Raw genomic sequence first — 21738 nt, forward strand, 5'->3', positions numbered from 1 at the left:
AAGTATGTTAAACATCGTATTGGTAGAACCTGAAATACCCAATAACACAGGAAATATTGGCCGTTTGTGCGTGGGAACTGAAAGTAGATTGCATTTAATTCATCCTTTTGGATTTGTGATTAATGATAAAAATTTAAAACGTTCGGGTTTGGATTATTGGGTGCATTTGGATGTTACAGAATATCAAAATGTTGCCGAATGGGTCCGACAAATCCCAGATCATTCCCGTGTTTTTTTAATGAGTTCTCACGCTTCAAAATCGTATTTAGAAGCCGAATTTCAAGAGGGAGATTGGTTGGTTTTTGGAAAAGAGAGTGTGGGTTTAAGTCCTGAAGTATTGGCTTTGTTTGAGAATCACCTAACTATTCCGATGTCGCCTTTAATTCGAAGTTTTAATATTGCTAATTCAGTTGCTTTTGTTGTTGGCGAAGCCAAAAGACAAATTGGATTGAATCGCTAATTTTGTTATCCTTTGATGACGAATTTACCTTTTTCGGCGTCGAAAAGAATATGTTCATCCTGAAATAAGGTATTGAAACTTCCTTTTATGATCAAATTACAAGGTTGGTCTTGTTCGACTGATTCGGGTGTCATAATAATCATCTCATCGCTCAATTGAATTGCCATATCAATATCGTGAGTAGAGAATAGAATGCATTTTCCGGTTTCTAGAGTCAGTTTTTTCAAGAGTTTTAAGAGCGTTACTTTATGCAATAAATCCAAGTGGGTAGTAGGCTCGTCTAAAATAATTAAAGGAGTGTCTTGTGCCAATGCTCTTGCAATAAGTGTAATTTGTAGTTGACCATCACTAATTTCATGGTGTCTTTTGTGAGCTAAATGACTAATTTGTGTCAGTTCCAAAGCTTCGTTTACTTTAGCAATATCTTCCTCAGTTAATTTCCCAATCCAATTCGTATAGGGTTGTCTTCCCAATGCAATGAGTTCAAAAACGGTTAGATTACTCGGAGGTAATTTGTCGGTTAACACCACACTTAAATGTTGTGCTAAAGTCAAATTATCAATGGAATGAATGTCTTTTTCTTCTAAGAATACTTTTCCTATTAGAGGTTTTTGAATTCCAATTAGGGTTCGTAAAAGTGTTGATTTACCAATCCCATTAGCGCCAATCAAAGCAGTCAGTTTTCCTTTTTCTAAAGATAAATTTACCTTTGATGCGACAACGGTAGTTTCCTTTTTATTAGAATACCCAATGCTGATGTTTGTAGCTTGTAAAATAATTGTTTTTTCCATTACCCCATCATTTTACGTTTACGAATGAGTAACCAAATTACTATTGGCGCACCTAAAATAGAAGTAATCGCGTTAATAGGAATAATAATTGCCGTATTTGGTAATTGTGAAATACTATCACAAATCAACATAATCATAGCGCCAAAAAGTAAAGTACTCCAAAATAAAATCAAGTGGTTACTCGTTTGAAAAACTAATTTAGCAATATGAGGAACAGCCAAGCCTACAAAGGCAATTGGCCCAGCAAAAGCAGTGATACTTCCTGCTAAAATACTAGTGGATAAGATGATGATAAAACGCGCTTTGGTATAATTTAAACCCAAACTTTTGGCATAATTTTCTCCTAGAAGTAAAGTATTTAAAGGTTTGATACTGGCTAAACTTAAGAGTAGCCCAATTACTACACAAACAGACAAAATAGCGATCGAAGTCCATGACAAATTACCAAGTGAACCAAGCGACCAAAAAGTAAATTTTTGCAATTGTTCAGCAGTACTAAAGTAAGTCAAAGTACCGACCAATGCATTGGTTAAACTACCAAACATCAATCCTACAATCAGAATTGCCATGGTATCTCGTAATCGTTGTGCTACAGCTAAAACAGCTAATAAAACTAGAAAACTTCCCAGGCTAGAAGCCAATACGATTCCGTAGGAAGATAAGAGAAGTTTGCTAACAAAATCAGGTAAAAATGCTGCTCCCAAGATAACTAATGCTACCCCTAAACTAGCTCCAGAACTCAATCCAAGAACATAAGGGCCTGCCAGCGGATTGCGAAATAATGTCTGCATCAAAAGGCCGCTAATGGCTAATCCCATGCCAACAACAATTGCAACAATCGCTTTGGGTAAGCGATAATCCATAATAATATATTCCCATGAAGCTTTACTTGCAGTAGAGCCTATCAAACTATTGCATACCTCTTTTAACGGAATAGCCACAGCTCCTAAACTAATATCGATTAGGAATAGAAAAACTAGTCCTAAACTTAGGAAAATGAAAAGTAGGGTATTTCGGTTAGTTGTATTCAAATTAATTTAATTTCTCAAAAAAATGAGGAGTATACTGGGGAACCAATTCAGGGTGAAAAATAGCAATTAAATCTTTGAGTACCCAATCAGGACGTGCAGACGACCATTCAAAAAATAGAATTCCTCCTTTTGCTCCTTTGTGAATTGCATACGAATATACTTTTTTATTTTGAAACGCCTTAAATTTGGCGTAATGGGGATTACTATTATTCATCTCTTGTAAAGAAGAAAAATCGCCTGGTGCAATCCAAAATTCGGCTTTTTGTGCTTTTTCTAGAATCGTTTCAAAAGGCAAAGACAAACTTCCTGTTCCTTTAGTATCGGCCCATAAGTAATTAGATTGGGCTTCTTTCAGGAATAATGCCATCCAACTTTCGCCTTGCGGGACAAACCATTGATCTTGGTACATGGCACCACTCAAAACGGAGGGTTTTTGATTTGCTTTTTTGGCTAAAGCCAAGGTGGTTTGGTATTCTTTTTCTATTGTGGAGAAAATTGTTTTCGCTTTGGCATCCAAACCATACAAAGCACCAAAAAATTTGATCCATTCTGCTTTGCCTAGAGGAGATTGTTCATTCCAATCGCCATTCAGAAGCACTTTTAAGCCACTTTTTTCTAAATTATCTAAAGTGGGATTGCTATTGTTCAAACCAAAACTCACAATAGCATCGGGTGCCATATCAATCAGAATTTCAGTGTTTAGGGTTTCGTTAGTGCCAACCTCTTTAATTTTTCCAGCATCAATTCGTTTTCTAGTTTTTTGTGACGAAATAAAATCTGTATTTGGAAAACCTACTAAGGTGTTTTCAACTCCTAGTAGTTCTAATGCAGGAATGTGTGTAGTTGAGGTAACTACGACTGATTCAATTGGAACTGAAATTCGATTGTATTGCTTTAAACTGTCGGGTATAACTCCATTTTTTTCTTGTAGAATATAGGTAAATGAGGTTGTACTGCCAGGCCAAGGGTGAGTAATTTTAAGAATGGAATAGCCTTTTCGTTTGTACAATTCTAATCCTTTGGCATATTGAATTTCGTTTTTTTCTGGACTTTGTGTTGCTGATGAACGCGCATTATTTTGTTTGCAACTACTTATGAGCAGCGCAGCAAAAAGGAAAATAAATTTAGAAATAAATGATTTCATCGCTTTGATTACAAGAATTGCAAAGGTAGGTGTAAAGTGTTTTAAAAATCAAATTTTATTTTTTATCCCCAATCTTAGTGGTATCTTTGTCCACGTATTGAGGTTGCTTTTTTGTTTTTCAAAATAGCATTAAAAGGGAATCAGGTTCAATACCTGAGCTGTACCCGCAACTGTAAGCTACAAAGCTTGTTGTTATCTACAAAACCATTGTTCGTAACGAATGAGAAGGTAAACAACAAGACGCAAGCCAGGAGACCTGCCCTTTACATTGAGTATCAAACTTTCGGGAAAAAAGGTTTGGGTATGGGTAATTCTATGCTTTTCTCCCCATTATTAGTAAGGCAACAGTACTGCTGTTGCAAAATGTTTAATGTAAAATGAACACAAAAAACGTTCGTATTAGCGCATTATTTGTGCTAGTGTCGGCTTGTGCTTTCGCGCAAGAAAAAGAAAATGTAGCTTCTATACAGGAGCTAGAAGAAGTAGTGGTTTCGGATTCTAAATTTGCTTTGCCAAAAGAAAAATCAGGAAAAGTAATCACAAAAATTACCGCCGAGGAGTTAAAGAATAAGCCTGGACAAAGTATTGCGGCTATTTTAAACACCGTAGCGGGAGTTGAAATCAATGGCAATCAAAGTGCTGCCGGCAAAAACTTAGGCTATTACATTCGTGGTGGTAAAAACAGCCAAGTACTTATTTTGATTGACGGAATTCCAGTTAACGACGCTTCTGGAATTAGTATGGAATACGATTTACGATTACTGCCAGCAGAACAAGTAGAAAGTATTGAGATTATGAAAGGAGCAGCGAGTACCTTGTATGGAACGGGTGCTGCTACGGGAGTAATTAACATTCGATTAAAAAAAGCAGCTAAAAAAGCTCTAGTTGGAAATGGTTATTTTAACTTAGGGACTAATGCTACTGCAACTAATCAAAATCAAAAATCGGCTGATTTTAATCAAGGTTTTTCTATAAATGGTAGTAGCAATAAACTAACCTATTTTGCGGCTTTGAATAGCACAGAAACAAAAGGGATTTCTCAAATTGCGCCTCCTAATTCTACTATTCATTATGAAGAAGATCCTTTTTCGCGCTTGAATTACTTGGCTAAAATAGGTTATAAAGCGACAAATCAATTGACATTAGATTTCTTTGGAAATTATGACAAAATCAAAAACGATTACGATGGTGGTTTTGATAACACAGGAACAAGTGATACCAATTTAAACAAAACAAGTTCCAAACAATTTCGTCTAGGATTTTCTCCTAAATATAAATATGAAAAAGGTGAATTCGTTTTGAATTCTAGTTTTAACAAACTAGTTCGCTCCTATGATGAGTTGGATACCTATTCTAATTCGGTTGGTTTTTCTCAGTACGAATCAAGAAGTGTGAATGTAGATGGATTTAATAAATACGAAGTCAGTCCGTCTTTCTTTTTGGTTTCAGGAGTGCAATACCAATTTCACGATGCCAATAGCGTGACCCCTTACGGGAGTAGTGCTAAAGAAGGGACTAAATTCAACATGGTTGATCCCTATATAACGGGAGTGTACTCGTCTAGTTTTGGATTCAATTTGAATGCAGGGGCAAGATGGAATAGTCATAGCGCTTATGGCAATCAATTGGTATATAATTTGAATCCTTCTTTTGATTTCAAATCACTTCCACTAAAAATAATCAGTTCGTATAGTACTGCTTTTGTCACGCCAAGCTTGTATCAACTGTATTCTCAGTATGGGAATGCCCAACTGACTCCAGAAAAAAACAGTACCATCGAGGCAGGTTTTGAAACGCAGTTGTGCAATAAAAAATTAAAATGGAATGTGGTAGGTTTTTACCGTGAACAAACTAATTTTATTGGGTTTTATTTTAATCCAGTAACCTATGATTCCAATTATATCAATATTGATGGTTTGAATAAAGCTAAAGGAATCGAAACGCAAGTGAGTTGGACTCTGAGCAATACTATCAAATGGAATTTAAATTATACTTATACCCAAGTAGATGAAGCCTTAAGTCGATTGATACCAAAACATAAAATTAATTCTTCTGTAGATTATAAAGTATCTGAAAGCTTCTTTTGGAATGTTAATTATCAATACGTAGATGCTAGAAAAGACGCTTTTTTTGACGGAAATACGTATGCAACTACACAAGTAAAATTGGGTTCGTATCAATTAGTAAATACCTTGACTCGATATGAAATTATTAAAAACAAGTTGACCATTTTTGGTTCAGTAAATAATATTTTCAATGTTGATTTTGTAGAGAATATAGGATATAGCGCCCTAGGACGTAACTATAAATTAGGGTTGACTATTAATTTGTAATCTAAATTTATTTCAATAAAAAAGGCTTTCTAATTTAGAAAGCCTTTTGATTTTATATAAGATTAATTGAAAGCTTGTTGCAATCCTTTAGGTGCTTTCTCCAAATACATTTGATTTTGAAGAGCATCAATAGATTTAGAATCTTTAAAGAACTCAAATTGTTTGCCAGCACTTGGTTGGATCATTTTACCAGTTCCAGTGATTTTTCCAATAGCAGCTTTAAGCAAAGGCTCGTTCACATCCCCTAAAACTCCATAAGTACTGATTGTTTCTCCAAGTTGATAAGTAGGTGTTAGTCCGTTGAAATAGTCTCCAAAATCTGCCGAGTTGACAACTTTAAAAGTAAGAGGTTGCATCGCATATTTATGATTTGGATTTCTGTTTGAAGCAGTAAAATCAGGAGAATCATATAGAGTAACTGATCCTACATTTTTCCCAATGGTAGTCGTACCTATTTGAACTACATCAATGTAGGGCTTTAGTCCGTTTATAACCAATTCACTTGCCGAAGCAGTGCTTCCAGTAGCTAGGATATAGATTTTTGTCATATTCAAGCTGTTGATAGGAGTAGCGCCTATTTTATCTGTAAAAAAGTTGCGAACTCCATTCGGATTATTGGCTTCAAAATAGGCGTTAATCTTAGTATTCCATTGTTGTTTAGCAAACACTCTTCCTGTGAATTGCCCTGTTATCATACTGGCCAAATAAGTCGCTGTTTGAACAGAACCTCCACCATTATAACGTAAATCGAGAACAAAATCAGTAATGCCTTGTGCTTTCAAGTAGCCAAATGCATCATTCAATTGGGTATCAAAAGGAGAATAAAATCCATTGTACATCATATAACCAATTTTCTTTGTGCCAACTATAATGACTTTATTGACCAAAATAGGATTTTCAGATAAAGCCGTTTTTGTCAAAGCAACAGACTTGTTGTTAGGTGTAATGGTACCATTGATAATATCAGCCATGTTTAGAGTGAAACTGTCATTAGTCCCAAATAACAAACTTTGATAATTGCTTACAGTTAAAGGAGTGCCATTGACAGCAGTAAATACGTCACCACGTTTAATGTCTTTGGTTGCTGCATCAGAACCTGGAATGATATAACGTACATAACCAAATATTTCATTGGATGAGCCGCTATAATAACTCAAACCAAATTCTACTCCTGAATTTTTGGTAGTACCTTGTAATTGTTGTTCTAAAACAGTGTAATCATCTACCATCCAACTGAATCGGTCGATAGTTGGGCTTACTCGCAATGCATCGAATAAATCTTTAGGTACTTTATAATTGACTAAAAAGGCATCTAAAGCGGATTGACTCGCAAAACGATTGTCAGCTAAATTGGGCACATCTGTTTGCCACAAATAGAATTGATTGAGTCCTTTCCAAATAAAATTTTGGACTTCAAGATTAGTAGGAGTAGGCTGAATAATGTCGTCTTGATCTTTTTGGCAACCAAAAAAGAAAGAAAAAACGAAGAGAACAACAAGTGAAAGTGAAAATTTTGATTTCATAATTTGGGGTTGAATTTGGGTTAAAACGTAAAAATACAAACTTTTGTTTTATGGAGAATACAATTTAATGGCATTATTTTTGAAAACTATAGCACATTAATCAATATATTTATCGAACGAAATTAAAATAGTATTCTACAATGAAGAAATATATCAGTACCATTTTATTGTTATTAGTGACAAGTCCTTTCTTTGCACAGTCTGTTTTTGATCAATTTGAGGGTATCGAAGGAGTCAATACGGTTCTTGTCAATAAAAAAATGTTTGATTTGATGAGCAAGGTCAAGTTGGATTCTTCCGATAAGGAAACACAGCAGTATATGAACTTGATCAAAAAAATAGATAATCTAAAGGTGTATCGTACTCAAAATGAGCGTATAGCTACTCAAATGCGTTTAACGGCTGAGAAGTATGCTAAACCAGCAGGTTTAGAAGAGCTAATGGTGTCTAATGAAGGCGGTAAAAAAGTTCGTATTTTGGCTAAACAAGGCAGTGTTGAAACACAATTGAAAGAACTATTGTTGTTTATTGAAGGTGGTAAAAATGAAGATACGGTTTTGTTATCTATTACGGGAGATTTTGACTTAAACGATTTACCTGCATTAACCGATAAAATGAGAATTCCTGGGAGTGCTGAATTGAGAAAAGTAGGGAAGAAGTAATATAAATTTTATTCTTTTTCTTTTACAAACCAAGACGCCAAAAATGCTGTAAATATTCCAAAGAGACCTACACCAACAGTCATCAATATTCCTGCAATAATTCTACCTTCAGTTGTAACAGGGTATTTATCACCATACCCAACTGTTGTTATGGTAGTGTAAGACCACCAAAGTGCATCTTCAGCTGTTCTAATATTACTATTTGGAGCAGTTTCAACCTGCAAAATTGCTATAGTCGAAAAAATTAATACCAAAACAGCTACTAATGAAACTGTTGTTAAAGCTCCTTTAGTTTTGTTTTTATAAATATGGTTAATGATGTGTTTTGTAGAACGGAATGCTCTTAAAATCCTTAGTAACCTTATTAACCTAAGTGCTCTTCCTGCTCTAGCAAAACTAAAATTAGGTATACTTGAAATCAAATCGATCCACCCCCATTTCATAAACTTAAGTTTACTATCTGCTTGATAAAATCTAACGCAAAATTCGAAAAGGAAAAATATACATATTGCATTATCAATGTAATTTAAAACCCTAGTTACTTCATAAGATAATTGGAAAAAGGTATCAATACAAAGAACAATCAATACATAAACTGACAATAGTATTACTACTAAATTTAGTGTACTTAGAGTATTCTCTTGAGAATGATTTTCAGTTTGTTTCATGCGAAAATTAATTGTGATTTATGACTAAATTAAGAGGTGTTTCATAAGTTTCTTTCTCAACAAATTCATATAATGCTTTTAAATATGCTTGAGAAAGCAGTATGTAGTTGAAAACTAATAGTTTTTGTTTTTTAGCTTTGTTCCAATAATAAATCATAAAGAATCCAGGTACTAAAAAAAAGAACAATCCAATGATTGTGCCTATTGTCCAAAAAATATCATTTTTATTAAATGAAGGTTTAATAGGTTCTTTGCCAATTGTAAGTGGATACATACCTCTTATAAATTCATCAATACCTTTTATTCGAGAAACTATTACATCTGTATTTTTAGATTTTATCTCATCATTTGCCTCCCACAATTTTATCATGAAGTTTCTTGTGACAACGTATTTTTTTAGTAGGTAAAGCAATTCATTCGGGCTAACATTATTGTCTGTTTTGGCTTCATTAACTAAATCAAAATACGCATTTGATATATTTTGTGCGGAAGTAACATTTCCATTACTACCTTTAATTTTAGTAGTGCTTATTATTCTATCTAATTCATTTTCATATTTATAACCACCAGTAGAAGATCCTAAAGTATTTCCAGTTAATCTTATTGGTCGAGCATGTTTATCTCCTAATAAATAATTAGATATTGCTGCTCCATAGCTTCTGCCAATTTCTCTAATAATTGCTTGGTCAAATGTTCCCATGTATAAATAATGTTTTATTTTTAATTGTAAAATAACTAAGTTATTTCTTTCAAAGATAATTCATTTTTAGATATAACTGAAAAAGGATTGACTTCGTCCTTCCCTCAAAGCTCCGCTTTGAAAAAAGAAACGCTTAAAAAATAATTTCAAGCAAGCTTGATTATTTTTTAAGCGTTTCTTTTTATTCGTGACCATGGAGGGATTTGAACCCTCACGCCCTTGCGAGCACCACCCCCTCAAGATGGCGAGTCTACCGTTTCTCCACATGGCCTTAAAAAAGAAAAGGTCATTCGTAAAACGAACAACCTTTTGTGACCCGACTGGGGCTCGAACCCAGGACCCCATCATTAAAAGTGATGTGCTCTACCAACTGAGCTATCGAGTCAATGACTCAAGAAATGAAATGTATTAATAATTTTGTGACCCGACTGGGGCTCGAACCCAGGACCCCATCATTAAAAGTGATGTGCTCTACCAACTGAGCTATCGAGTCATTATCATTTCTTGAATGCGGGTGCAAATATAAGGCCTTATTTTTGATATTTCAAAGCTATTTTATTATAAATTTGTCTTTTTTAAACAAAAGTCCTTAACGCCTTAATTTGTAAGGTTTTATTCAAATGAAAAAAATTATATTATTAGGATATATGGGGTGTGGCAAATCAACTATAGCCGAAAAACTCTCCAGTTTAATCCAAATTCCTTTTGTAGATTTAGATAAAAGTATCGAGACCAAAGCTGAAATGACTATCAGTCAGATTTTTGAATCGTTTGGCGAAGTCTATTTCCGAAAATTAGAACACGATGTTTTTGTCGAATTGTTAGCTGCTCCCGAAAATCAAATTATAGGTTTGGGTGGTGGTACAGCTTGTTATGCTAACAATCATGAATTACTAAAAGGAGAAGGTATAACCTCTGTATATTTAAAAGCCTCTGTAGAAACGCTCTTTTCTAGATTGGCTCACAATAAAAGCAAACGCCCAATTGTGGCTAACAAAACGGAAGATGAATTGAAAGAGTTTATTGCAAAGCATCTTTTTGATCGAAGTTATTATTATAATCAAGCAGAATATAAAGTAAGTGTAGACCATCAAACGATAGACGAAACAGTTGCGGCTATTGTGTCAATATTAGCTTAAATAAGCTGAATTCTGACCGTTTTCATCAAAAACAACACTCACGTGCTCTAATAATGATGTAGATAGTGAAATGCCTTTAAAATCAGCTTTAACGGGGTATTTTTTATGATTTCGGTCGACTAAAACAGCTGTTTTGAATTTGGTTAACGGAACATCCAAAAAATGTCTCACCGCATAAATCAAAGTAGTCCCAGAGTTAAGCACGTCATCTACTAAAATCAATCCTTTATTGGCATAATCTTCCTTAGATAATGAAGTTTGAATAGCCGATTCAGGATGTAGCTTGTTCACATTAACTTCGCATAAAGCAATTTTTAGTGTAGCAATCTCTTCTAAAGCCTGGGCTATCTTTTGAGCAAAAATAAATCCATTGTGTGCAATTCCAGCAATTACAATTTCTTCTTCATCAACAAAAGTTTCATAGATTTGATAAGCAATACGTTTGATTTTATGCTCAATTTCTTGATGGGTTAAGATGGTATTTTGGCTCATACTATATTTTTTGTGAAAGGTACAATCTTTTTTTTGTTCGTTTTAATCTTGAGGTTTCAATTTTTACAAAAGGTCTTCTTCAAAATCGTTTGGAATTTCATTGCCGTATTCGTCAATATCTCTTCTGTCTTTTTTAGTAGGTCTTCCAGTTCCAGTTTTTCTGTAATGCTCTTTAGATAGTTTTAATAATTCTAAATGAGCATAGGCTTCGGCAGGCGTATCGTTTCGACGATAGATGTCTACTAATTTAGCGCCAACTCGACTTTCTGGAATGTCTAACACGGTGATAATTTGGGTGATTTGGTCTTTTCTAAACGTAATTTTATCCGTTGGAAAAACCTCGCGAGAAGGTTTGGCTATTTGTCCATTTACGGTTACATGATTTTTTTTACAAGCCTCAGTAACCATGTTTCTCGTCTTGTAATACCTCACACACCATAAATATTTGTCTATTCGCATAAATTTTCTAAAATCGAAGTTAAATAGTTTACAAAAATAAATCAATATTGTATCTTGCGCACTTAAAATTCGCCATAATGAACAAATTTAAGTATTATTTTATTGTATTAGTTACAACCCTTTCTTTATTTTCATGTTCCAAAAATAATACGGCTACAGTTGAGCCACTTAGAGATTATTCTGTACAATATACAGCTGATAATAGTATGATTGAAGAATATCTTAAAAATTATTATTTTACCGTTACCAATCATCCTGGTTTTTCAGATGATCAAGATATTGTTTTTACCCAAATTCCTTCCGGAGGCACACAAGCTTCGGTTTGGTCGTATTTGAATAGATCTTCTTTTCCTAAATTATTAAGTAGAGATGTTAATTTACATGGGATTACCTATAAAATGTATTACTTAGTTTTGAGAGAAGGTACTGGTGAAAAACCAACTAATGTTGATGGTGTTTTGGCATCGTATAGAGGTGATTATTTAACCGAAGTTGCTGCTACCACAACTGCGGCAGCTTATTTAGCAGTTACTAAATTCGAAGAGTTAAAATACCCACAATCATTTTTCAATCTAAATAATACTATAGTAGGATGGTCAGAGATTTTTCCACAATTTAGAAAAGGAACCTATACATCAAATGCAGACGGAACGGTTACGTATTCTAATTTTGGAGCAGGAGTGATGTTTATTCCTTCTGGTTTGGCTTATTATGCTTCAGGTAGTGCTAGTATTCCAGCCTATTCACCATTAGTGTTTAGTTTTAAATTGTATGAAGTACAACGATTAGATCATGATGGCGATGGGATTCCTTCGAATCTTGAAGATATAAATGGGGATGGTTATGTGTATGATTTCAGAAATACTATCAGTTATCCAGTAACTCCAACAACTAATGCTGATGATACTGATGCAGATGGTATTCCAGATTATTTAGATGTAGATGATGATGGAGATAATTACACTACCAAATTAGAAATAAAAGACGCTAACGGTGTAATGATTCCTTTTGCTAATATTCCGGACTGTAGCGGTAATACGACTAGTACTACCAGAGTTAAAAAGTATTTAGATAAAAACTGTCACTAATAAAAGGACTAAAAATAAAAAATCCCGATTTCATTGAAATCGGGATTTTTTTTATGGTAGATAAAAGGATTATTTTCTTTTAATCACTTTTTCAGCCGCTGCAACAATTGCTTGATTGTTTAGCTTGTATTTTTCCATTAACTGCTCAGGAGTTCCTGATTCTCCAAAGCTATCATTTACTGCAACAAATTCTTGTGGAGCAGGGTGGTGTAAGGCTAATACTCTAGAGACACTTTCTCCTAAACCTCCTAAGATGTTATGTTCTTCGGCAGTAACAATACATTTTGTTTTAGCCAATGATTTCAAAATCGCTTCTTCGTCCAATGGTTTAATCGTATGGATGTTGATCACTTCAGCAGAAATTCCTTTAGCTTCTAAAGCTTCAGCAGCAACCAAAGCTTCCCAAACTAAGTGACCTGTTGCTACAATAGTAACATCAGTACCTTCGTTTAAAAGAATGGCTTTCCCAATTACAAAAGGTTCGTCAGCTGGCATAAAGTTAGGTACTACTGGACGTCCAAAACGCAAATAAGCAGGACCGTGATGTTCAGCCAATGCAATAGTAGCTGCTTTAGTTTGATTGTAATCACAAGTATTGATTACAGTCATTCCAGGTAACATTTTCATCAATCCGATATCTTCCAAAATTTGGTGAGTAGCTCCGTCTTCTCCAAGAGTCAATCCCGCGTGTGAAGCACAAATTTTTACGTTTTTCTCAGAATAGGCTACAGATTGACGAATTTGATCGTAAACACGTCCTGTAGAGAAACTAGCAAAAGTTCCTGTGAAAGGAATTTTACCACCAATAGTTAAACCTGCGGCAATTCCAATCATATTTGCTTCTGCAATTCCAATTTGGAAAAAACGTTCTGGGTGATTTTTTTTAAACTCGTCAAATTTCAATGAACCAATTAAGTCAGCACAAAGTGCTACTACATTTTCATTTTTTTGACCTAATTCAGTCATTCCCGCTCCAAAACCTGAACGAGTGTCTTTGCTTCCTGTATTTGTATATTTTTTCATTTGTTGTGTTGTATTAGTAGTCTGCTAGAGTTGAAGTGTTTTGAGCCAAAGCTTGTTCCAATTGCGCATCGTTAGGTGCTTTACCATGCCAAGCATGACTGTACATCATAAAATCTACTCCGTTACCCATTTCGGTATGTAATAACACACAAACTGGTTTTCCTTTTCCAGTTCTTGATTTAGCCTCGTTCATTCCAGCAATAATCGCTTCGATGTTGTTCCCTTCTTTAATTTCAAGAACATCCCAATCAAAAGCTTCAAATTTAGCTTTCAAACTACCCATACACAATACTTCGTCAGTAGTACCATCAATTTGTTTGCCATTAAGGTCAACAGTTGCGATTAAGTTATCTACTTTTTTAGCAGAAGCATACATGATCGCTTCCCAGTTTTGTCCTTCTTGTAATTCTCCGTCACCATGTAAAGTATATACAAGGTGATTGTCATTGTTTAATTTTTTGGCTTGAGCCGCACCAATACCAACCGATAGTCCTTGTCCAAGAGAACCTGATGCCATACGGATTCCAGGTAAACCATCGTGAGTAGTTGGGTGACCTTGTAATCTACAGTTGATTAAACGGAAAGTAGCTAATTCAGCTACTGGAAAATAACCGCTTCTAGCTAAAACGCTATAGAAAACAGGTGAGATGTGTCCGTTTGAAAGAAAGAAAAGATCTTCTCCAATTCCGTTCATATCAAAACCTTCTTTGCGCTCCATTATGTTTTGGTATAAGGCTACTAAAAATTCTGTACAACCTAAAGATCCTCCAGGGTGACCTGAATTGACAGCGTGTACCATTCGAAGAATATCTCTTCTAACTTGGATAGTTAAATCGTTTAATTGTTGTGTGTTAGGCTTCATTTGATGTGTAAAAGTTAAACTGGTGCAAATGTAATTTTTATTTGGTGTAAGGACAAACGATTTGTTGAATATTTGTCTTGTTTTATTAAGATTTTTCGAGAACTATCAACAAAATACCATTTTAAAATATAAAACAAAAAAGCCTTCCGATTGGGAAGGCTAATAAAAATATAGTCAAGGTAAATTATAATTTGTTTTGTAAGCTTGACCAACCACCACCATTATAAACGCTAGTATATCCGTGAGATTGTAAAATGCTTTTTGCTGAAGCACTTCGCATACCAGAAGCGCAACAAGTGATAATCGTTTTGTTTTTGTCTTTAAGTTGTCCCAGTTGTTGGTTCAAAACATTCACAGGAATATTGACAGCCCCTTTAATATGTCCGCCAGAAAACTCAGCTTTTGAACGAACATCTAGTATAATAGCGCCTTGTTGTACTAATTCGAGATAATTTATAGTAGGTCCAAGACCGAAAATCTTTTTTAGAGTAGTAATCATTTGATTTATTTAGATTGATAGTAATTGACGTCTAACCAAGAGCCACCATTGTAGCAATCTAAGCCGTATTGAGAAATAAAATGTTGTGCTTGACCGCTTCTGTTTCCTGAGGCACAGCATAGAACTAAAGGCATAGTTAATTTTTTTAGTTCCTCTATTCGTTCAGGAATAGTTTGTAATGGGATATTGATGGAGCCAACTACATGGCCCCCCATAAATTCCTCGTGAGAACGCACATCTACAATGGTGCATTTTTTGTCTTTGATAATGTTTTCTAAGGGCATAGGTAGGTTTTTATAGATTATTGATTTTACCAATCATACAACTAGAGTAGCTTTTTAGTTTTAAAAGCAATCCATTTTTTTCGGTGGCTTCTGGATAACCAAGGTGATGTAGTTTTTGAATTATGGCATCTCTAACGTCGTCTTTATAGGTAACCGTTACCGAATCATTGTCGTTGTCAACCTTTACTTTGTCAACACCATCCAATTCTAAAAGTTCTTTTTTTATAGTAGTAGCACAACCACCACATTTAAGATTTGCGATTTTAATTTCTTCTGTTTTCATGATGAATGAATTTAATTGTTTGCCGAATACCCAAAACTAAATTTGAATTTCGTTATACAAATTTAAATCAATCCAAAGTCGGCTACAGTAACTTTTGTTACATAAGACTTTTTTAAACGACAAAAGGCAAGATTTTGTTCGAATCTTACCTTTCTTATGGCGTTTGATAAATGAAAATTATTTTTTTAAGACTTGCTGAATCGCTTTTTCTAGTAATGGTTCCATTGTTTGGTACCCTTTTAAGTTGGGATGTACACCATCGTTAGAATACTCTTTGGGTAGCCCGTTTTTTGTGTCGGTCATAGCGGTATGATAATCAACATACGGGACATGCTGTTGTTTAGCATACGATTGGATCAATTGATTCAATTGAATAATAGTTTCAGCAGCTTTGTTGTTGGGTCTCCAATAAAAATCATTGGCTGGTAATACAGCACATAGAATCACTTTTATTTTGTTGACTTTGGCTAATTCGACCATAGACATAATGTTGCCTAGAATTTTTTCAGGAGTCGTAGGGCCCGTGTTTCCTGCAACGTCATTTACTCCGGCTAGAATAACGACTACATCTGGGTGTAAATTAATTACATCAGGTCTAAAACGAATTAACATTTGAGAAGTAGTTTGACCACTAATTCCTCTAGCTATATAGGATTTGCCTTCAAAGAATTCAGGGTGAATTGCCAACCAAAACTCGGTAATAGAATCACCCATTAAAACAATTCTTTTCTCTCCCGATTGTTTCGGTTGGAGGGAAGCGTTTAGGATTTCATATTTGGCTAAGTTAGCCCAGTCTTGAGCATTTGTTTTTTCGGACATACCTAATAGTAAAAAGAATAAAAAATAGAAATTCAGGAGCTTTTTCATACCAATCGAATCTAAATGTAGATAGGTAAAGGTAGTAAAAAGAGTGCTATTTGTTAGTCAAATAAATCAGAAGATAAATAACGATCTCCTCGATCACAAATGATAGCTACGACAACACCTGATTCCAATTGATTGGCTATTTTTACAGCAGTTGCCACAGATCCTCCGCTACTCATTCCTGCAAAAATGCCTTCTTCTTTAGCTAGTCGTTGGGTCATTTCTCGTGCTTCTTGTTCGCTAACTTCCATTACTAAATCTACTTTTGAAGCGTCAAAAATTTTCGGAAGGTATTCTTGAGGCCATTTTCTAATTCCAGGAATTTGAGAGCCATCGCTTGGCTGAGCGCCAATGATTTGGATATTTTTATTTTGTTCTTTTAAGTAGGTTGAAGTACCAATAATGGTCCCTGTAGTTCCCATAGCCGAGACAAAATGTGTCACAGTTCCTTTGGTGTCGTTCCAAATTTCAGGGCCAGTTGTTTTGTAATGTGATTTCCAATTGTCTTCATTGGCAAATTGGTTGAGCATTACATAACCACCTTCCGCAATTTTTTTGTCAGCATAATCACGAGAGCCAATAATTCCGGTACTAGCAGGTGTTTGTGTTACTTTGGCACCATAGGCCAACATGGTTTGTGTACGTTCTTTAGTGGAGTCTTCGGGTAAAACCAATTCGATTTCAATATCGAATAATTGCGCTATCATAGCGAGAGCAATTCCTGTGTTTCCACTAGTGGCTTCAATTAATTTATCGCCTTTTTTGATGTCGCCGCGGGCTACGGCTGAGGCAATCATATTATAAGCTGCTCGGTCTTTTACACTTCCACCTGGATTGTTTCCTTCGAGCTTTACTAATAGTTTTACATTGGGATTTTGAATTAAATTACGAGTTTCCACTAAAGGGGTGTTGCCAATTAATTCAATTAATTTTTTAGGTTCCATTACTTTTTCTCTTTTACTTTTACTTCGGTCGTAGTGGTGTTGGTTACTATAGAATTGGCAGGAATGGATTTAGTTACCCATGAGTTTCCACCAATAATACTCCCTTTTCCTATAGTGGTAGTGCCTCCTAAAATAGTGGCGTTTGCATAAATACATACTTCTTCTTCAACCGTAGGGTGTCTTTTAGAGTTTTTCATCTCTTTGGTGATGCTGAGTGCGCCCAGGGTTACCCCTTGATATATTTTCACATGCTTTTCAATAACGGTGGTTTCGCCAATGACAATACCTGTGGCATGATCAATGAAAAAAGGAGACGCTATAGTAGCTCCCGCGTGAATATCAGTTCCTGTTATGCGATGTGCATATTCACTCATCAAACGAGAAAAAAGTAATAAGTCTAAAAGATACAATTCATGACTCAAACGGTAAATAGCAATAGCATAAAATCCTGGGTAAGCCAGATACACTTCTTCAATACTATTTGAAGCAGGGTCGTTTTTTAAAATATAGGCTGCATCCTGATTTAATTTTTCAAGAACAGAAGGCAGTTTTTCTAAATATTTTTCCCAAATCGAATCGCATAAATGGGATGGTTTTTTGCAAGCAATTGCTGAAATTTCTTTAAAAAGAAGCTCAAGTTCATCGATGCTTTTATCCAATGAGGCACTCCCGTCAAACAAGGTGTAGAATAGCTTTTCGGTGAAGACTTCTGTTTTTGTTTTAATGCTATAATTGATTGAAAAATCACTTTTCAATGCATTGATATTTTGGATAATCTGATTTTTTGTCACGATTATAAATTTGATTCGATTTAATAAGCTGTAAAAGTAGGTGTTTTTTAGAAAAGTGCCGAATAATTTTTTGGCATTTCGTTTCTATTTTGTGAATTAGTTTAAAGTATTTTGTCGGATGTTAATTATGATTTTAAATATGTAAATTAGCCATTAAATTAATCAAGATTCAAGAAAATGACGACTAATAAAGAAGGGGTTAATAAATTAAAGCGTTTTTGGCAGCTTTTGGGGCCTGGATTAATAACAGGAGCTAGTGATGATGATCCGTCAGGAATTGCTACCTATTCTCAGGCAGGCGCGGCTTATGGACTTGCTACTCTTTGGACGGGGCTTTTGGCGTTTCCTTTGATGGCAGCTATTCAGCAAATGTGTGCCAAAATTGGATTGGTGACTTCTTTGGGCTTGACGGGGGCATTGAAAAAAAATTATCCAAGACCTGTCTTGTATTTGATGTTGTTGTTTAGTTTTCCGGCTATTGTGATGAATATTGGTGCTGATATTGCAGGAATGGGAGCTGTGGGTAACTTATTGTTCCCATCAATTGATGCGACTTTTTTCAGCGTGTTTTTTACCGTTTTGTTATTGGTGTTGATTATTTATTTACCGTACTTGAAAATTGCCGCGGCTTTAAAATACCTCTGTATTGTGCTTTTAGTGTATTTGGTGGTGCCTTTTTTGTATGACCAAGATTGGGGGTTAATAGCAAAGAATACTTTTATTCCTAGTATGGAATTCAATAAAGAGTTTGTTGGGATATTAGTAGGTATTTTAGGGACAACAATTTCTCCCTACCTTTTCTTTTGGCAAGCCACAATGGAGGTAGAGGAGATGAAGCATAAAAATCATTTAGTAGTCAATAAAAAAATCATTAGCGACATGAAGCAGGACGTTGATTTTGGAATGACGTTTTCAGGCTTAGTAATGTACTTTATTATTTTAACTACTGGTACGGTTTTGTACAATGGTGGAATCCATCAAATTGACACGGTAGAAGAAGCGGCTATTGCGTTAAAACCTTTAGCAGGAAACTTAGCGTATTTGCTTTTTGCAATAGGAGTAATTGGTACTGGTTTGCTTGCTATTCCTGTTTTAAGCGGTTCATTGTCTTATATTATTACAGAAACGTTTGGTTGGGAACAAGGGTTGGATAAGAAATTTCATGAGGCGAAGGCATTTTATGCTGTTATTGCAGTTTCATTAGTTTTGGGGTTGTCGCTGAATTATGTGGGAATTTCTCCAATCAAAGCGTTAATTTACACAGCTATTCTTTACGGATTGACCGCGCCGGTACTTATAGCTATTATACTTCATATTTGTAATAATAAAAAGGTTATGGGTAAATTTACCAATAGTACAAGATCTAATATTCTTGGATTTTCGGCTTTGATTATTATGACAGTTGCGGCAGGTGCTTTGCTCTATTTGCAGTTTGGAAGTTAATTGAAGGTTATAAAAAGTGTTTGTAATAGTAGCTGCCAATCATAAAAACACCATTGATGATTGCTATAATGAGTAGTGCTTTTTTATAGTTTCGTTTTCTATTTAAGAAATGTAATCCAATAAAAAGTAGTAAAAGAAGACAAGAATAAATGGCGGGATACATCTTAAAAGCGCCTTCAAAATCGCCTTGGAAAACTAACACAAAAGCACGTTGAAAACCACAGCCCAAACACTCTATTCCGAAGAGTGTTTTACTAATGCATGGGAACATGTATTTTTCTAAATTCAAAGTGGATTTCTTTTTACAATTTTACGAAAAAATAACCAACCTTTTTAAGAATAAATTTGATGTTATTTTAAATTGTTTACTTTTGAAAAACCAAATTTAGAATGATGAAAAAAATTATGATTCCGATGATGATTGTCGCTTTTTTGATTGCTTTTTATGAGCAGCAAAAAGCGAATAGTAATGTTTATATTACGGTAGGAGCTATTGCAGTTTTTATGTATGGAATGATGCGATTGAGTGCAAAAACACCAAGTAAAAATCAAGATAAAGAAGAAGAGAATGTTTAGCATAGGAGATGAGGTTTCGGTTTTGGACGAAGCGGTAAATGGTGTAGTGCTTTCAGTCAAAGGAGAGCAAATTACCATTGAAACTACGGATGGATTTGTGATGACATTTTTTGTCAATGAATTAATTAAAACAAACAAATCCAGTAACTTAATGGATTCTATCAGAAGTTTTAATTCAGGTGAAATAAAAAAAGAGAAAGAACTCCCAAAACCAAGAAGTTTTGTAAAAGAGTGCAAAGAAAAACGTGAAATTGGCGTTCCTGAATTTGATTTACACATTGAAAAATTAGTTCCAAATAAACGAGGAATGTCAAATTATGATATCTTAACATTGCAGTCGGAAACGGCAAAAAGACATCTTGATTTTGCTATCCGAAATCGGATTCCAAAGATTGTTTTTATCCATGGAGTTGGAGAAGGAGTTTTGAAAGCTGAGTTGGATTTTTTGCTTGGGCGTTATGATAACATTTCGTTTCAAGATGCCAATTATCAAAAATATGGACTAGGAGCTACCGAGGTATATATTAAACAAAATAGCAAGTAAAAATCAATTCATTCGGATTTGATTTTGTATAAAAAAGCGGCTTTATTTTATTGCAAAATAGAGCCGCTTTTTTATGTGTTTTTTGTTCAGAAAAAGCATCTAATTGGTCGTGATTAAATCGCCTAAGACATAGCTATCTCCAAGAGTGAAATTATTGTTTCCTTTAACAAAAGTTACTTTCTTAAGAACGATGTGATGAGTGTAGGAATTAAGTACATTCGTAGTAGTAACTTCAATAATGCCTTTTACATTTGCAACTCCTGCTTCTGCAATCCATTCCTGGCTAATTGCTGGAACAGTCGGAATAGTAGCATTACAAAAATAATTAGGGGTCACCACTCCGTTTGTAAATAAGCGATACACTAATTTATTATTTGTAGTGCCTAGTAATGCTGTTCTAGGAGTGTTTAATGGTGTGATTTGATTTTGAATCAAATTAGTATCAATATTATCAAGTGTTACAGCTTCTCCACTATTGTAATTGTAGATTTGTTTTGATGTAGGACATTGTTCTAAAGTTTCGTCAAACCCAAAAACTAAAGGAGTGATAGTTCTACTATAGTCACCAAAAGCAAATGTCTCATAGACTTGAGTTCCGTTTTGTTTAGCAAACGTAATGTTTTTGAATACAATGTTGTGGTTGTACCCTGTGATAGAGGTACGTCCTGTAGTGGCATTGGTTGTTTTAATAGCTGTAGTTGTAATTTGGATTTTTCCAGCAGTAGCTATCCATTCATCCGTAACGGTAGGTGTTGAAGGCGGAATAGTTTCGCAAAACATACTGCTTGAAATGGTTCCGTTATAAAAACGATAAACCACACGATTGGTACTGTTGATGTCAATAACAGTAGGGGTTCCAACAGGAGTTGGTTCGTTAGTAAAGGAACTAGAAGGGATTTGAATCAGTAAAGCTTCTTGTCCTTTAATTTTATAGATGATATTGTTAGTACTACAACTTTGAGTGGTTACTGTATCAAAACTGATTACTTCTTGAGTTAAATTTCCGTCGTCACAGCTGTTGAATAGCAATGCTATAATTAGCCCACATAATACTCTTTTCATTTTTCGCATATTTGGGTCAAAAATAGTCAAAAAAACGATAATTAATTAGTAGGATTAGACTAATTGTGAAGAT

The 21738-nt window shown here is 34.7% G+C and carries 26 protein-coding genes, 3 tRNA genes and 1 riboswitch; of the genes, 8 read left to right on the forward strand and 21 right to left on the reverse strand.

All coding sequences use genetic code 11. From position 1 onward, the window contains the following. Window positions 1-4 precede the first annotated feature (4 nt). Complete coding sequence (locus RMR09_RS09790; protein ID WP_310595615.1) at window positions 5-460, forward strand: tRNA (cytidine(34)-2'-O)-methyltransferase; 456 nt, start codon at window positions 5-7, stop codon at window positions 458-460. Window positions 461-465: 5 nt separating this feature from the next. On the opposite strand, the gene RMR09_RS09795 is transcribed toward RMR09_RS09790, so the two are convergent. From RMR09_RS09795 to RMR09_RS09805, 3 genes are read right to left on the reverse strand one after another with little or no spacing between them, the layout of a single operon-like run. Beyond that, entirely contained in the window at window positions 466-1251 is a 786-nt protein-coding gene (locus tag RMR09_RS09795; RefSeq protein ID WP_310595616.1) for an ABC transporter ATP-binding protein, read from the reverse strand. Beyond that, the gene (locus RMR09_RS09800) at window positions 1251-2282 is read right to left on the reverse strand and encodes an iron ABC transporter permease (RefSeq protein ID WP_310595617.1); all 1032 of its coding nucleotides are present in this window, start codon (window positions 2280-2282) and stop codon (window positions 1251-1253) included. Before RMR09_RS09800 ends, RMR09_RS09795 begins: the two co-directional genes overlap by 1 nt. Window position 2283: 1 nt before the next feature. Then, window positions 2284-3426, reverse strand: a complete 1143-nt coding sequence (locus RMR09_RS09805) for an ABC transporter substrate-binding protein (protein ID WP_310595618.1) — start codon at window positions 3424-3426, stop codon at window positions 2284-2286. An 83-nt stretch (window positions 3427-3509) separates the two neighbouring features. Beyond that, window positions 3510-3705, forward strand: a riboswitch (cobalamin riboswitch). A 98-nt stretch (window positions 3706-3803) separates the two neighbouring features. Between RMR09_RS09805 and RMR09_RS09810 the strand changes: the two genes are divergently transcribed. After that, window positions 3804-5759: a TonB-dependent receptor plug domain-containing protein gene (locus RMR09_RS09810; protein WP_310595619.1), complete on the forward strand. Its 1956-nt coding sequence runs from the start codon at window positions 3804-3806 to the stop codon at window positions 5757-5759. A 62-nt stretch (window positions 5760-5821) separates the two neighbouring features. On the opposite strand, the gene RMR09_RS09815 is transcribed toward RMR09_RS09810, so the two are convergent. Beyond that, complete coding sequence (locus RMR09_RS09815; RefSeq protein WP_310595620.1) at window positions 5822-7282, reverse strand: S41 family peptidase; 1461 nt, start codon at window positions 7280-7282, stop codon at window positions 5822-5824. Between the two features lie 140 nt (window positions 7283-7422). Between RMR09_RS09815 and RMR09_RS09820 the strand changes: the two genes are divergently transcribed. Beyond that, a complete protein-coding gene (locus RMR09_RS09820) occupies window positions 7423-7944 on the forward strand; it encodes a DUF4252 domain-containing protein (protein ID WP_310595621.1) in 522 nt (173 codons plus the stop codon). Window positions 7945-7952: 8 nt separating this feature from the next. Here RMR09_RS09820 and RMR09_RS09825 read toward each other — a convergent pair whose 3' ends face one another. From RMR09_RS09825 to RMR09_RS09845, 5 genes are all read right to left on the reverse strand, one after another. Further along, on the reverse strand, window positions 7953-8612 hold the full coding sequence (locus tag RMR09_RS09825) for a potassium channel family protein (protein ID WP_310595622.1): 660 nt from the start codon (window positions 8610-8612) through the stop codon (window positions 7953-7955). Window positions 8613-8619: 7 nt separating this feature from the next. After that, window positions 8620-9312 carry a hypothetical protein gene (locus tag RMR09_RS09830; protein WP_310595623.1) on the reverse strand — a complete coding sequence of 231 codons (693 nt, stop codon included), beginning with the start codon at window positions 9310-9312 and terminating at the stop codon, window positions 8620-8622. Window positions 9313-9500: 188 nt separating this feature from the next. Then, window positions 9501-9583, reverse strand: a tRNA-Leu gene (locus RMR09_RS09835). Window positions 9584-9624: 41 nt separating this feature from the next. Continuing rightward, a tRNA-Lys gene (locus RMR09_RS09840) sits at window positions 9625-9697 on the reverse strand. A 35-nt stretch (window positions 9698-9732) separates the two neighbouring features. After that, window positions 9733-9805, reverse strand: a tRNA-Lys gene (locus RMR09_RS09845). 127 nt (window positions 9806-9932) lie between these two features. Between RMR09_RS09845 and RMR09_RS09850 the strand changes: the two genes are divergently transcribed. Then, entirely contained in the window at window positions 9933-10451 is a 519-nt protein-coding gene (locus RMR09_RS09850) for a shikimate kinase (protein WP_310595624.1), read from the forward strand. Here RMR09_RS09850 and RMR09_RS09855 read toward each other — a convergent pair. Beyond that, on the reverse strand, window positions 10443-10943 hold the full coding sequence (locus RMR09_RS09855; RefSeq protein WP_310595625.1) for a phosphoribosyltransferase domain-containing protein: 501 nt from the start codon (window positions 10941-10943) through the stop codon (window positions 10443-10445). The two genes, RMR09_RS09850 and RMR09_RS09855, sit on opposite strands and share 9 nt — an antisense overlap. A 63-nt stretch (window positions 10944-11006) precedes the next feature. Next, entirely contained in the window at window positions 11007-11402 is a 396-nt protein-coding gene (locus RMR09_RS09860) for a S4 domain-containing protein (protein WP_310595626.1), read from the reverse strand. Window positions 11403-11479: 77 nt separating this feature from the next. On the opposite strand from RMR09_RS09860, the gene RMR09_RS09865 reads away from it, so the two are divergent. Then, window positions 11480-12490 (forward strand): FKBP-type peptidylprolyl isomerase, encoded by a 1011-nt coding sequence (locus RMR09_RS09865; RefSeq protein WP_310595627.1) that lies wholly within the window; start codon window positions 11480-11482, stop codon window positions 12488-12490. 69 nt (window positions 12491-12559) lie between these two features. Here RMR09_RS09865 and RMR09_RS09870 read toward each other — a convergent pair whose 3' ends face one another. The 8 genes from RMR09_RS09870 to epsC form a co-directional block, all read right to left on the reverse strand. Then, entirely contained in the window at window positions 12560-13513 is a 954-nt protein-coding gene (locus RMR09_RS09870; protein ID WP_310595628.1) for a transketolase C-terminal domain-containing protein, read from the reverse strand. A gap of 13 nt (window positions 13514-13526) precedes the next feature. Beyond that, window positions 13527-14375, reverse strand: coding sequence for a transketolase (locus tag RMR09_RS09875; RefSeq protein ID WP_310595629.1), 849 nt, complete (start codon window positions 14373-14375; stop codon window positions 13527-13529). A gap of 184 nt (window positions 14376-14559) precedes the next feature. Next, window positions 14560-14874, reverse strand: coding sequence for a rhodanese-like domain-containing protein (locus RMR09_RS09880; RefSeq protein ID WP_310595630.1), 315 nt, complete (start codon window positions 14872-14874; stop codon window positions 14560-14562). A gap of 5 nt (window positions 14875-14879) precedes the next feature. Next, on the reverse strand, window positions 14880-15158 hold the full coding sequence (locus tag RMR09_RS09885) for a rhodanese-like domain-containing protein (RefSeq protein WP_310595631.1): 279 nt from the start codon (window positions 15156-15158) through the stop codon (window positions 14880-14882). A 10-nt stretch (window positions 15159-15168) separates the two neighbouring features. Continuing rightward, window positions 15169-15441: a heavy-metal-associated domain-containing protein gene (locus RMR09_RS09890; RefSeq protein ID WP_310595632.1), complete on the reverse strand. Its 273-nt coding sequence runs from the start codon at window positions 15439-15441 to the stop codon at window positions 15169-15171. A gap of 177 nt (window positions 15442-15618) precedes the next feature. Further along, complete coding sequence (locus RMR09_RS09895) at window positions 15619-16308, reverse strand: SGNH/GDSL hydrolase family protein (protein WP_310595633.1); 690 nt, start codon at window positions 16306-16308, stop codon at window positions 15619-15621. Between the two features lie 53 nt (window positions 16309-16361). Then, entirely contained in the window at window positions 16362-17249 is an 888-nt protein-coding gene (cysM, locus tag RMR09_RS09900) for a cysteine synthase CysM (RefSeq protein ID WP_310595634.1), read from the reverse strand. Next, window positions 17249-18040: a serine O-acetyltransferase EpsC gene (gene epsC / locus RMR09_RS09905; protein WP_310595635.1), complete on the reverse strand. Its 792-nt coding sequence runs from the start codon at window positions 18038-18040 to the stop codon at window positions 17249-17251. Before epsC ends, cysM begins: the two co-directional genes overlap by 1 nt. Before the next feature lie 177 nt (window positions 18041-18217). Here epsC and RMR09_RS09910 point away from each other — a divergent pair, with 177 nt between their 5' ends. Further along, entirely contained in the window at window positions 18218-19483 is a 1266-nt protein-coding gene (locus tag RMR09_RS09910) for a divalent metal cation transporter (protein ID WP_310595636.1), read from the forward strand. Between the two features lie 7 nt (window positions 19484-19490). Here the strand turns inward: RMR09_RS09910 and RMR09_RS09915 are convergent, their stop codons facing one another. Beyond that, complete coding sequence (locus RMR09_RS09915) at window positions 19491-19772, reverse strand: DUF2752 domain-containing protein (RefSeq protein WP_310595637.1); 282 nt, start codon at window positions 19770-19772, stop codon at window positions 19491-19493. Between the two features lie 101 nt (window positions 19773-19873). Between RMR09_RS09915 and RMR09_RS09920 the strand changes: the two genes are divergently transcribed. Together RMR09_RS09920 and RMR09_RS09925 are read left to right on the forward strand one after the other, a co-directional pair. Continuing rightward, window positions 19874-20059 (forward strand): hypothetical protein, encoded by a 186-nt coding sequence (locus RMR09_RS09920; RefSeq protein WP_310595638.1) that lies wholly within the window; start codon window positions 19874-19876, stop codon window positions 20057-20059. Further along, window positions 20052-20603, forward strand: a complete 552-nt coding sequence (locus tag RMR09_RS09925; protein WP_310595639.1) for a Smr/MutS family protein — start codon at window positions 20052-20054, stop codon at window positions 20601-20603. The genes RMR09_RS09920 and RMR09_RS09925 overlap by 8 nt, the downstream gene beginning before the upstream one ends. 99 nt (window positions 20604-20702) lie before the next feature. Here the strand turns inward: RMR09_RS09925 and RMR09_RS09930 are convergent, their stop codons facing one another. Next, entirely contained in the window at window positions 20703-21665 is a 963-nt protein-coding gene (locus RMR09_RS09930) for a hypothetical protein (protein ID WP_310595640.1), read from the reverse strand. Window positions 21666-21738: the final 73 nt, after the last annotated feature.

The organism is Flavobacterium sp. (assembly GCF_031537875.1).
Classification (GTDB): domain Bacteria; phylum Bacteroidota; class Bacteroidia; order Flavobacteriales; family Flavobacteriaceae; genus Flavobacterium.